This is a genomic window from Rossellomorea sp. NRS-1567, assembly GCF_050467885.1.
Taxonomy (GTDB): Bacteria; Bacillota; Bacilli; order Bacillales; family Bacillaceae_B; genus Rossellomorea; species Rossellomorea aquimaris_C.
This window is the reverse complement of the sequence record NZ_JBITPL010000002.1, coordinates 172,508-184,365: the sequence shown is the minus strand read 5'-3', so window position 1 is coordinate 184,365 and position 11,858 is coordinate 172,508. Positions and strand designations below refer to the sequence as shown.

Here is an 11,858-nt window from a genome sequence, read left to right as displayed (position 1 = left end):
GGCAAGGGTGGTCCCTTGCCTGGTCGGGGTTTAGTTAAACATCATCTTCAAAGCACGTCTCAAATCGGGTTGCCAATGTTTCCACGTATGATCTCCGTCGAATTCATCGTAAAAGGAAGAGAATCCTTTTTGATCGAATGTCTCGTGGAGCTTACGGTTTGGCTTTAAGAAGTCTTTTACTTTGCCGTCCGTCGTTTTCACCTCTGTTTCCTGTTTACCAATGATATGGTAAATGCTTAACAATGGAGGTTGTGAGAAGTTTTCTACGGCTTCCAACACTTTCTCGTTGACGAAAGGTGACTGCAGGAGAACCTTGCCAAAGGTATTTGGGTATTTTAATGCAGTCATCAATGAGACAGTCGCTCCTAATGAATCACCAACGAGGGCACGTCCCATTCCCATATGATAAGTTGGGTAATGCTCGTCCAGATACGGGACCAATTCATGTGCTAAAAAGCGAATGTAAGCATCATTTTCTTCACCGTGTGGATGGTATTTTCTTCTCCGGTCTTCAACATCTTTATATGGGACTCCCACGATAATCATGTTTTCTATTTCCTTATTTCCGAGAAGTTCATCAGCCAGACGAGGGATTCTTCCAAGCTGGAAATAGTCCTTACCATCCTGGGTGATCAGTAGTGAATATTTATAGAGGGGAGAAAAAGTAGCTGGCAAATATACGAGCATCTTAATCTCTTCATTTAGTTCTTTACTAAAGAGGTTTAATTCGGTTACAGTTCCTCTTGCGGTTGTCATGACGATATCCTCCTATAATAAGTGTTAACGTTTACAGAAAGATTGTATCATATTCTCTTCGATAATTCTCTAAAGCGGATTGCAATACGAAAATTCAAAAGAATGGTATAATTCAGGTGAGTTAATGTACTGTTCAGAAAGGGGTATTACATTGAATAAACCTGTACATTCAAGGGATGTAACGAAAGCTGCACTACAGAGGCTGAAAGATAGAGGAGTATCTATAGAAGATATTGCTGAAATCGTCTATGAAATGCAGTATCCATATAATCATGAGTTAAATATGGAAGATTGTATCGACAGTGTGAAGAAAGTATTATTAAAAAGAGAGATTCAGCATGCGATACTTGTAGGGGTAGAACTGGATCAGCTTGCTGAAGAGAAGAAGCTTTCCGAACCACTTCAATCCATTGTAGAATCAGATGAAGGGTTGTTTGGAGTAGACGAGACCATTGCTCTAGGTGCAGCATTAGGATATGGGAGTATTGCTGTTACCACTTTTGGTCATCTTGATAAGAATAAAATCGGTATCATCCGTGACCTGGATACAAAGAACGGGAAGGGTGTACATACCTTTTTAGATGATATCGTGGCAAGTATTGCGGCAAATGCTTCTTCGAGAATTGCACATAGCCTACGGGACCGTGAAGAAAATATTTCAGAAGAAGATAAGATGAAATTCGAGGATGAGGAATTAATAGGCTAGATTACTTCCTGATATATAACAGAAGGACTGGAGAGGAATAATTCCTCTCCAGTCCTTTTTACTGTGGACAGACAAACATGCGTTGGGGTAGAAAATGGAGGGGAGAAATTTGAACGCTTTATACATTCAATATACATTTGTAAGATAATTGACATGGCAAGAACAAGCCGTACTATAGATTTCATTAAGAGTGTAATGGCTGTAGAATGGGTTTTTTATAAAAATTGTTAAAATTTTATGTATTTGATTTGACAAGATTGTTACAGACTGTGTTACAATTATTTCGTTAAAGTATAAAATTATATAGGGGGAATTAGAATATGAAAAAACGCAGTTTATTTCTAGGTACTGCACTACTTCTAGTTCTATCTGTCATTCTTGCTGCATGTGGCGGAGGATCAGGTGGAGGATCATCTGAGGGTGAAGGTAACAAAGAGGTTGACTTCATTGGGATTGCTACAGGTGGAACAGGGGGTACATATTACCCGTTAGGCGGAACATTCGCTAAGATCATTCAAGATGAAACAGGAATCAAATCATCGGCTTCTACTTCAGGGGCATCTGCTGAAAATATGGCGGCCATTAAAGATGGTAAAACTGAAATCGCTTTTACACAAACCGATATCGCATCTTATGCATCGGAAGGAACTGAAATGTTCAGCGATAATAAAGTAGAAAACGCAAGAGGAATTGCCACTCTATATCCTGAAACGATTCAAATCGTTACAACAAAGGATTCTGGTATCAAGTCCGTTGAAGATCTGAAAGGTAAAGTTGTTTCTGTCGGTGAAGCCGGATCTGGAACTTTACTGAACGCGAAACAAATCCTTGAGGTTCACGGAATTACGTTAGAGGATTTAGAAGCACGTAATCTATCATTCGATGATTCAACTACTGGTATCCAGGATGGTACAATCGATGCGGCGTTCATTACTTCAGGTACTCCTACAGGAGCGGTTGAAGGATTGGCTGCAACGCAAGATATCACAATCGTACCGGTTGAATCCGGTAAAATCAGTGAGCTGATCGAGAAATATCCATACTACTCTGAAGATGAAATTCCTTCAGGCACGTATAGTAAAGTCGATGAGGCAGTTACAACTGTTGCGGTTCGTGCAATGTTAGTAACAAATGCTGATATTTCCGAAGATGTAATCTATGATGTTACAAAAGCCATTTTTGAAAATACAGATGCAATCACTCATGCCAAAGGTGAGTTAATCAAGGCTGAAGATGGACTAAAGGGTATGGGGATTGAATTACATCCTGGTGCGAAGAAATACTTTGATGAAAAAGGCGTTTCAATGGAATAGATCCACACCATCAGATGGACGAAGGGATAGGCCGCGTAAAACGGTCTATTCTTTTGTTTTGGTATAGGCTAAAAAAAATGGTAAGTACAGCAGTAATAAATGGAATGGTGGGGACTTTGTTATGAAGAAAATTTCATTCATAGGAACAACTCTCATTATTCTTGTTCTTTTATACATCATCTTTATTCCCTTTCAAACATATCTGGTAATTGAACCGAGGAGTACTGAGGGTGATCCAGTCCTTTTCGCACTTCCTGAAGATCATACATTTTCGGTTCGTTACACTCATTCTATTCATCTCTCAGAAGTAGAAGAGTTTTATCGCCAATCTACAAATCAAATTCAACAAACAAAGCTGCTTTATGAGGATACTGCAATTGGTATGCCTGCAAATGCAGAAGGAAATGAAACCTTCGAGATGACAGAAGAAGGAAAATACTTGATTTCAAATATGAATAAAGTGTTTCCATACATTGATATTCGCATCGGACAAGTGGTAGCCAATCATCGTCTCGTATTGGATGGTAAAGACTATCCTTTAGCTGACTATTTCGATAAAGGGTCTGTCGTTCGGATGCATTTAAAGAAACAAACACTATATGATCAGTGGAAAGGAGTGACCGTTGTTGGGAAAAGATAAAGAATTCGAATCATTAACCTCTGAACAACAACAAGAATTATTAGAAAAATATGATCCTGAATCATCAACGAGAAAGCTGCACCATGGACTGTTTAAATGGGTGATCTTCTATGGTCTATTAGCATTTTCATTATTTCAATTAGTCGCATCAATCTTTCAATTTATCCCTAGACAATTATTGTTATCCATTCATTTAGGGTTTGCTTTGTCACTTGTCTTTCTTCTGTTTCCTGCCAGGAAAAAGAATCTGCGAAAAGATAAAGTGGCATGGTATGACGTCATCCTCTCTGTCATATCTGTAGGAATAGGTGCATACTGGCCGATTATGCAAGATGATATTGTGAGCAGAGTCGGCATCATGACATCACTTGATTTTTATGTTGGTTTTGCTGCGATGATCTTAGTATTGGAGGCAACCCGTCGTGCAGTCGGTTTACCCATTACGATTATCGCCTCTGCTTTCATTCTCTATATGTATTATGGTCGATTGATGCCTGGGTTCCTTGCACACAGGGGATATGATTGGGACGATATTGTTAAGACGATGTTCTTTACAAGTGAAGGGATTCTTGGAACACCACTATATGTTTCAGCAACCTTCATCTTCCTATTCTTATTATTCGGGGCATTCCTCGTTAAAACAGGCGTAGGGCAATATTTCAATGATTTAGCTGTGGCCATTGCTGGTAAACGCACTGGTGGTCCTGCTAAGGTTGCAATTTTCTCGAGTGCCCTGCAAGGAACGATCAGCGGGAGTTCCGTTGCGAACGTTGTAACATCTGGTTCCTTTACGATTCCAATGATGAAAAAGCTCGGCTATCGTAAAGAGTTTGCAGGTGGAGTAGAGGCAGCAGCCTCAACGGGTGGTCAGTTAATGCCGCCAATCATGGGAGCTGCAGCATTCTTAATGGTTGAATTCATAGGTGGAATCTCTTACTGGGATATCGCAAAGGCTGCCACCATTCCAGCTCTTTTGTATTTTACAGGAATTTGGATTATGACTCATTTTGAAGCGAAGCGAATCGGTCTTCGCGGTCTTTCAGAAGAAGAAATGCCTAATCGCAAAGAAGTTTTAAAGAAAATTTACTTATTAATGCCGATTCTTACGGTCATTATTTTATTAGTCAGCGGTATGAGTGTTATGCGTGCAGCCCTTTGGTCAATTGTTGCTACGATCGTGATTAGCGCGATTCGAAAAGAGACAAGGATTGGCTTTAAAGATGCTGTCGACGCACTCGTAGACGGTGCACGTACTGCGCTTTCCGTAGCTGTAGCAACTGCGGCTGCCGGGATGATTGTCGGCGTAGTGACGAAAACGGGATTAGGGCTGACGCTTGCGAATGGTTTAGTTGACCTTGCTGCCGATCTAACAAATTCATCAGAAGGTAAATTAATCCTGACCCTGGTATTTACGATGATAGCATCGATTGTATTAGGGATGGGATCACCTACAACGGCCAACTATGTAATTACGTCCACAATCGCGGCACCTGCGATCATCCTGTTAGGTGCACCTGAGTTAGCGGCTCACTTATTTGTCTTTTACTTTGGTATCATTGCAGACATTACGCCACCGGTGGCTCTTGCAGCATTTGCCGCCGCCGGGGTGTCGGGGGGAGAGCCGATACGGACAGGGGTCAATTCTGCTAAATTAGCGATTGCCGCCTTTATTATTCCGTATATGTTCGTCCTGTCTCCTGAGTTGCTGATGATTGATACAACCATTCCGAGACTATTATGGGTTGTCTTTACGGCAATAACCGGAATGATGGCCATAGGGGCAGGGATGATCGGGTATTGGTACAGAAGAGTGTTTGTGATTGAACGATTCCTTTGTGTTGCTGCCGGTTTATTGCTGATCTACCCGGAGGGAAGCACAGACATCATTGGTTTAGTATTATTTGCTATTATGCTCGCGTTACAATTCTTCATTAAAAGAGAAGACAAAACACCCAAAAAAGCAACAGCATAAACAAAAATGCGTGAGGCTGACCCTTTATCAGGTCGGCCTCACGTGTTTTAGTTTCCAACTAGGATATGGTTCGTTCCTTATCAGGAAGAAGAGGATAGGCGGCCAAAATATCATTTAGTCTGAATCTGCGGAACTCTTTTCGTAATAAGCAATAGGCGAGAATAATATCCCCGTCGATTTTTTTTACGATGATTTTTCTTTTCGTACATATGGACTCAGGATTCATATAGATGATTTCAATGGTGCGTTGGTCCATGAATGAGCGCTGTAATACCGTATTCATTTGTGAGCTCCTCTCCTGGAAGTGTACCCACAGTATATGCGAACGAATGTTCTTTTATGCATGAATTCCCAGATGGGGAATGTATAGAACAAAAAATGATTGACTTTTTTCTCATCATGATTATAATTTAATATATACCTTCCCCATTGCGACTTGTTAGCTCAGTGGGAGAGCACTTCCTTGACAGGGAAGGGGTCGTGGGTTCGAATCCCTCACAGGTCATACATAAAGAAAGCCTGCATCTTATTTAAAAGATGCAGGCTTTCTTCTTTTTATGTAGATCAATCTTTATAAATTATTCTAAACGGTCAGCGCCGTCTTGCCATTAAAAGTAAAAAGGACTCTATGGGAATTCACGTAAGAGTCCTTGCCAAGATCATATTATATATGATCACTTCTTTTTAGTTGACTTCTAATTCTTCCTCAAAATAAAATGTGCCAGGATGTTCTTTTACGATATATGAGAATCGCTTCATATTTTTTACGTATTGCCATTTCAATACTGTCACTGTTTCGCCAGTTTCCTTTATCGTAACCATTGCGCCATTACTAAAACGATTTTTTGTGGATTTCATTGGGCACTCCCTTTCATATTCTCTCATTATACCACAGTTTACCCTTCATTTTAGAGTCCCATTAGTGATAAATCTTGATAAATATAATGGTAGCGCTTTAACGGGCGTTAAGGTAATAATCATTAGTCATATCAAGAGACCATTTGTTGGGGGTTAGGTTTTGTCAGAGGTCTGACTTTCAAAACTTCTCCTTGAAGAACTTGCTTATTTGTTTTATTCCTGTTATTCTATAGAAGAATTATTTTTGTCCGGTATACGAGGGAAGAACAAGATTTGATTTTTCACCTGATATCGCAAGAATAGTAATACATTGTGTGTAAAGCACTTTAGGAGGCAACAAACATGGAAAATGGTAAAGTAAAATGGTTTAACGCAGAAAAAGGTTTCGGATTCATCGAAGTAGAAGGTGGAGACGACGTATTCGTACACTTCTCAGCGATCCAAGGTGAAGGTTTCAAATCTCTTGACGAAGGTCAAGAAGTATCTTTCGACGTTGAACAAGGTGCTCGTGGACCACAAGCAGCTAACGTACGTAAAGCATAATCTAACTTTACAACTCCAAAAACAGACTCATTCGTGAGTCTGTTTTTTTTTATGGAGATATTTAAGTAACCGGGGATAAATGAGAAAATTAATGGGCGTCTTTCCAATATATCCGAATTGAAACGGTCGCTATAAAAAGGAACCTTCACATAGTGTATAATTTATTTTCCTAAATCTTTCTTCGTCACTTCACTGCGAATATTGAGTTCTTTCGAGAATTCAGTATCGCTTTTTTTGTTGTTTGGGTATTTGTTTTTTCGTTCACGATTATCATTTTTATTTGTCATCTTTGTTTCCTCCTGTTTGTAAATGATTCTTACATTCATATTCTTAACAAGTGATGCTTCGTTATCCTTGGTAAGTAAGGGAAGGGAATTTTGAGTAGACAGAATTATAAAAATATTGTATCTTTTTTCTCCATACAACGCTAAAATTAACATATATGCTTTACATGAGTGGAGGACTTTATCGTGAAAATGAAAGAAATAGTCGCCGTAGTGACAGGTGGTGCATCCGGGCTGGGTGAAGCTACAGTAAGAAGGATTATTGATGAAGGCGGTAAGGCGTTTATATTGGATCTCAATGAAGAGAGAGCAGCTTCCTTGAAAGAGGAGTATGGAGATTCCATTGGCTTTTATAAAACAGACGTTACAAAGGAAAATCAGGTGTTAGAAGCCTTGGAGGGATCGATACAGGCTTTTGGCGGTTTTAATACAGTAGTGAATTGTGCAGGGATTGCTCCACCAGGGAAAGTGGTAGGAAGAAATGGGATTCACTCTCTCGATCGATTTTCCAAGGTAATTGAGATTAACTTAATTGGTACGTTCAATGTGATACGCTTGGCTGCAGAAAAGATGATGGGTAATACACCAAATGACCACGGAGAAAGAGGGGTCATCGTCAATACTGCTTCTGTTGCTGCATTTGATGGGCAGATCGGTCAGGCTGCTTATAGTGCATCTAAAGGTGGAGTGGTCGGGATGACTCTTCCGATTGCCAGGGAGCTTGCAAGGGATGGTATAAGAGTCATGACCATTGCTCCGGGATTATTTCATACCCCGATGTTTGACACACTTCCTGAAGAAGCAAGAAATTCACTTGGGAAGATGGTACCCTTTCCACCAAGGCTCGGTCATCCATCTGAATATGCTCAATTAGTGAAGAGTATACTCGAGAATCCAATGCTGAACGGTGAAACGATCCGGCTAGACGGTGCGATTAGAATGCAACCTAAGTAAGTGGTTGAAGCTTATGAAAGTGTTTGCTCAATAAATGAATGCATGTTCATTCATTATCCGTAAAATGAAAGCGCTTAATAAAAATACAACACTTTGTTAGGAGGGTGAGTACGTATGAAACATCATTATTTAACGGAGGATCATAGCATATTCAGGCAGGCACTTCGGAAATTTTTACAAAAAGAGGCTTATCCTTTTTATGATGAATGGGAGAAAAACAGGATGGTTCCAAGGGCCTTTTGGACGAAGATGGGAGAGCAGGGGTTTCTTTGTCCGGATCTTGACGAAGTGTACGGTGGGAGCGGGGTGGATTGGGGATTTTCCGTGATTATCAATGAAGAATTGGAACGGGTAGGCTCTGGTTTAATCGGGATAGGATTGCACAGTGACATTGTAGTCCCTTATATATCGGAGTATGGAAGTGAGGAACAGAAAAAAAAGTGGCTTCCCGCATGCACGAGTGGAAAAATGATTACGGCCATTGCCATGACGGAGCCTGGTACAGGATCTGATTTAGCCGGGATTAAAACGACGGCTAAGCTTGAGGGGGACCACTATGTTGTGAATGGTCAAAAGACCTTCATCACAAATGGGATTCAAGGTGATTTAGTGATTGTTGCATGTAAAACAGATACGACCATCAGCCCGCCTCACAAAGGGATCAGTTTGTTGGCCATCGAAAGGGATGCACCCGGATTCTCCAGGGGAAGGAAGCTTGATAAAGTTGGTTTGCACTGTCAGGATACAGCCGAGCTGATCTTTGAGGATTGCAAGGTGCCGAAAGATAATTTGATTGGTGAAGAGGGCAAAGGATTTCAATATCTGATGAATAAGCTCCAGCAAGAACGTCTTATCGTGGCGATTGCTGCTCAGACTGCTTCAGAAGAAATGTTTTCTCTTACGATGGATTATGTGAAAAGCCGTCAAGCGTTCGGAAGGGCGATTGGTGAATTTCAGAATACACAATTTAAGATGGCGGAAATGGCGACGGATATTGAGATGGGCAGGGTATTCCTCGATGGTTTGATCGCCGAACATATAGATGGGAAAGATGTCGTGACGAAGGTTTCCATGGCCAAATATAAATTGACTGAAATGGCAAGGCAAATCGCCACTGAATGCATGCAGCTTCATGGTGGATACGGCTACATGGAAGAGTATCAAATTGCGAGAAGATACAGGGATATTCCTGTTGCCAGTATATATGCAGGGACAAATGAGATCATGAAAGTGATCATAGCGAAGAATCTTGGATTATAGAAAGGAAGAGCAGGATGAGAGAGGTTGTTATCGTTGAAGGAATACGATCTGCGGTTGGCAGACGAAAGGGTTCGTTGAAAGATATGAGGCCAGATGATTTAGCAGGGGAAGTGCTGAAAGGGTTAGTGGAGAGAGCCGGGATTGACCCTGGGCTTATCGATGATGTCATATTAGGCTGTGTTACTCAATCAGGTGAGCAGGCTGGTGATATTGCCAGGGTGGCTGCATTGATTGCCGGTTTTCCAATCGAAGTACCTGGTACGACAATCGACCGACAATGCGGCTCGAGCCAGCAGGCTGTCCACTTTGCGTCACAAGCCATTCTTTCCGGCGACATGGATATCGTGATCGCTGGCGGGGTGGAGAATATGTCAAGAACGCCAATCGGTTCAAACTATCAGGGTGCTCCATTTAGTGAAAAGCTTAGGGGTCAACACGAAATCATCCACCAGGGTTTATCTGCAGAACGGATTGCTGAAGAGTACGGATTAAGTCGTGAAGATCTTGATCAGTTCGCGTATTCCAGTCATCAAAAGGCGTTAAAAGCTCAAGAGGCTGGTTATTTCGACCGGGAAATTTATGAGGTGACGGTTAACCTTCCGGATGGAACTGTATTTCCGTTTTCTAAAGACGAAGGACCAAGAAAGGAAACGTCGATGGATGTGCTTTCAAATTTAAAACCTGCATTTAAAGAAGATGGGATCATTCATGCAGGTAATGCAAGTCAAATTAGTGATGGGGCTGCCGCACTTCTTTTAATGACTCGTGAGAAGGCTGAAGAATTAGGGTTGAAGGCAAAATTCAAGGTTCATACCCGCGTGGTGGTCGGGTCTGATCCTACCCTCATGTTAACCGGACCTATACCTGCAACGAAGAAAGTCCTGGAGAAAGCAGGATTGTCATTGTCGGAAATTGATATTTTCGAAGTGAATGAAGCATTCGCACCTGTTGCCCTTGCCTGGTTAAAAGAGATAGGAGCCGACCCTTCCAGACTGAATCCAAACGGGGGGGCGATTGCCCTGGGGCATCCATTAGGCGCCAGCGGGGCACGCATCATGGTAAGCATGATGCATGAGCTGGAGCGTTCTGGAGGAAGATACGGCCTTCAAACGATGTGTGAAGGCCATGGGATGGCAAATGCAACAATCATTGAAAGACTGGATGCTTAAGCACAAGAAAGTCGGTTTTTCCTGTCTCAATCTTTGTGCCACCCGTGGTATAGTAAAGAAGTGGTAAGATGATAGGCAAATGGGAGAGACAAGATGAAACAACTGTATGAAAAAATCATTGAATTCAGGGATGAACGAAACTGGGATGCCAATCACAATGAAAAGGATCTGGCCATTTCCATTTCATTAGAGGCAAATGAACTCCTGGAAAATTTCCAATGGAAAACTAGCCGGGAAGCAGTGGAAGCGACCAATCAAAATATTAAAGAAGAAATGGCTGATGTCCTGATTTATTTAGTCCAGCTGGCTGATAAAATGGATATCGACTTAGAAGAAGAAGTGTATAAGAAGCTTGAAAAGAATGCCCTGAAGTATCCGAAGTAATGATGAGGGACGGACCTTAAGTAAAGGTCCGTCCCTTTATTTCTTACTATATTTTCTTAATGGAAATCGCGTCACGCATTTTCTGCAGGGAAGCTTTGGATAGATCTTTTCTTTTCATCATGGTGTTGACGTACAGGGCATCGACAATACTAAGCTGACTGATTCTTGAAGCAAGTGCTTCAGATCGATATTCGGTTTCTTGAGATACCGTAAAAAGAGGAATGTCGACCCCGTTGCTCAGAGGGGATTTGGCCAAGTGAGTAATGGCAATGGTCGTTACCCGATTTTTCTTGGCTACGTCCAACACTTCCAATAGATCTTTGTTCGATCCTGAATGAGAGATAAAGACAATCACATCTCTATCGGTCAATTGGGAAGCGGAGATCAGCTGCATATGAGGATCGTTGTACGCGGTAGTGGTCATGCCGGTTCTGAGGAACTTATGGTGAGCATCCATGGCAACAAACCCCGATCCACCCGTACCGTAAAATTCTATTCTTCCGGCACTTATCATCCCTTGAATAGCTTTCGTAAACATTTCTTCGTTCAGCATGCTTAAAGAATCCTCTAACGTCCTGATATTGGACCGGAACACTTTTTGGGCAATAACACCTTCAGAGTCCCCTTCATTGATTGTTTCATGAATATCTTCGATAGGGGTCACCAGGTCGGATGCAAGAGAAATCTTCATGGCCTGGTAGCCTTTAAAGCCCAATCGTTTACAGAATCGGAAGACTGTAGCATCTGCAACGTTCAATTCTTCTGCTACACCACTAATGGTAGAGTGGATAATTTTTTCTGGATTAGAAATAATAAAATCTGCAATCATCTTTTCTTTTTCACTGAATTGAGAGTAATGAGAACGGATACGAGGTAAACAATGCTGTACTTTTTCTTCTTTCATGCAGGGGAAACCTCCTCTAAGCGAAATCTTTATGAAAATAATTTTAACCTACTTCATGAAATAAAAAAATATTATTTCATAAAAATCCACCACGGAAAATTATTTTCATATTATA

14 protein-coding genes and 1 tRNA gene are annotated in these 11,858 nt (G+C 41.3%); 10 read left to right on the top strand and 5 right to left on the bottom strand.

The genetic code is table 11. The features are described 5' to 3' along the window. Positions 1-30: 30 nt before the first annotated feature. Complete coding sequence (locus ACIFOD_RS02580; protein WP_430313362.1) at positions 31-756, bottom strand: alpha/beta hydrolase; 726 nt, start codon at positions 754-756, stop codon at positions 31-33. A 124-nt stretch (positions 757-880) separates the two neighbouring features. On the opposite strand from ACIFOD_RS02580, the gene ACIFOD_RS02575 reads away from it, so the two are divergent. The 4 genes from ACIFOD_RS02575 to ACIFOD_RS02560 all read left to right on the top strand — a co-directional run bounded on the left by ACIFOD_RS02575 (position 881) and on the right by ACIFOD_RS02560 (position 5,387). Then, the gene (locus tag ACIFOD_RS02575; protein WP_397553786.1) at positions 881-1,462 is read left to right on the top strand and encodes a phosphatidylglycerophosphatase A family protein; all 582 of its coding nucleotides are present in this window, start codon (positions 881-883) and stop codon (positions 1,460-1,462) included. A gap of 320 nt (positions 1,463-1,782) precedes the next feature. Further along, positions 1,783-2,775, top strand: coding sequence for a TAXI family TRAP transporter solute-binding subunit (locus ACIFOD_RS02570; RefSeq protein WP_113969990.1), 993 nt, complete (start codon positions 1,783-1,785; stop codon positions 2,773-2,775). 121 nt (positions 2,776-2,896) lie between these two features. Further along, entirely contained in the window at positions 2,897-3,415 is a 519-nt protein-coding gene (locus ACIFOD_RS02565; RefSeq protein ID WP_397553787.1) for a DUF1850 domain-containing protein, read from the top strand. Continuing rightward, the gene (locus ACIFOD_RS02560) at positions 3,402-5,387 is read left to right on the top strand and encodes a TRAP transporter permease (RefSeq protein WP_430313361.1); all 1,986 of its coding nucleotides are present in this window, start codon (positions 3,402-3,404) and stop codon (positions 5,385-5,387) included. The genes ACIFOD_RS02565 and ACIFOD_RS02560 overlap by 14 nt, the downstream gene beginning before the upstream one ends. A gap of 58 nt (positions 5,388-5,445) precedes the next feature. On the opposite strand, the gene ACIFOD_RS02555 is transcribed toward ACIFOD_RS02560, so the two are convergent. Continuing rightward, positions 5,446-5,670, bottom strand: a complete 225-nt coding sequence (locus tag ACIFOD_RS02555) for a hypothetical protein (RefSeq protein WP_430313360.1) — start codon at positions 5,668-5,670, stop codon at positions 5,446-5,448. A gap of 150 nt (positions 5,671-5,820) precedes the next feature. Here ACIFOD_RS02555 and ACIFOD_RS02550 point away from each other — a divergent pair. Continuing rightward, a tRNA-Val gene (locus ACIFOD_RS02550) sits at positions 5,821-5,892 on the top strand. A 179-nt stretch (positions 5,893-6,071) separates the two neighbouring features. Here ACIFOD_RS02550 and ACIFOD_RS02545 read toward each other — a convergent pair. Continuing rightward, entirely contained in the window at positions 6,072-6,245 is a 174-nt protein-coding gene (locus ACIFOD_RS02545; protein WP_181778143.1) for a hypothetical protein, read from the bottom strand. Between the two features lie 342 nt (positions 6,246-6,587). On the opposite strand from ACIFOD_RS02545, the gene ACIFOD_RS02540 reads away from it, so the two are divergent. Continuing rightward, positions 6,588-6,788: a cold-shock protein gene (locus ACIFOD_RS02540; protein WP_034763533.1), complete on the top strand. Its 201-nt coding sequence runs from the start codon at positions 6,588-6,590 to the stop codon at positions 6,786-6,788. 161 nt (positions 6,789-6,949) lie between these two features. Here the strand turns inward: ACIFOD_RS02540 and ACIFOD_RS02535 are convergent, their stop codons facing one another. Further along, positions 6,950-7,075, bottom strand: coding sequence for a hypothetical protein (locus ACIFOD_RS02535; RefSeq protein WP_258549658.1), 126 nt, complete (start codon positions 7,073-7,075; stop codon positions 6,950-6,952). A 183-nt stretch (positions 7,076-7,258) separates the two neighbouring features. Between ACIFOD_RS02535 and ACIFOD_RS02530 the strand changes: the two genes are divergently transcribed. The 4 genes from ACIFOD_RS02530 to ACIFOD_RS02515 all read left to right on the top strand — a co-directional run bounded on the left by ACIFOD_RS02530 (position 7,259) and on the right by ACIFOD_RS02515 (position 10,839). After that, positions 7,259-8,026 carry a 3-hydroxyacyl-CoA dehydrogenase gene (locus ACIFOD_RS02530; protein WP_430313359.1) on the top strand — a complete coding sequence of 256 codons (768 nt, stop codon included), beginning with the start codon at positions 7,259-7,261 and terminating at the stop codon, positions 8,024-8,026. Between the two features lie 114 nt (positions 8,027-8,140). Continuing rightward, positions 8,141-9,286 carry an acyl-CoA dehydrogenase family protein gene (locus ACIFOD_RS02525; RefSeq protein WP_430313358.1) on the top strand — a complete coding sequence of 382 codons (1,146 nt, stop codon included), beginning with the start codon at positions 8,141-8,143 and terminating at the stop codon, positions 9,284-9,286. Between the two features lie 14 nt (positions 9,287-9,300). Further along, positions 9,301-10,455 (top strand): thiolase family protein, encoded by a 1,155-nt coding sequence (locus ACIFOD_RS02520; protein ID WP_430313357.1) that lies wholly within the window; start codon positions 9,301-9,303, stop codon positions 10,453-10,455. 93 nt (positions 10,456-10,548) lie between these two features. After that, on the top strand, positions 10,549-10,839 hold the full coding sequence (locus ACIFOD_RS02515) for a nucleotide pyrophosphohydrolase (protein WP_430313356.1): 291 nt from the start codon (positions 10,549-10,551) through the stop codon (positions 10,837-10,839). 46 nt (positions 10,840-10,885) lie between these two features. Here the strand turns inward: ACIFOD_RS02515 and ACIFOD_RS02510 are convergent, their stop codons facing one another. Then, positions 10,886-11,743 carry a MurR/RpiR family transcriptional regulator gene (locus ACIFOD_RS02510; protein ID WP_430313355.1) on the bottom strand — a complete coding sequence of 286 codons (858 nt, stop codon included), beginning with the start codon at positions 11,741-11,743 and terminating at the stop codon, positions 10,886-10,888. Positions 11,744-11,858 lie beyond the last annotated feature (115 nt).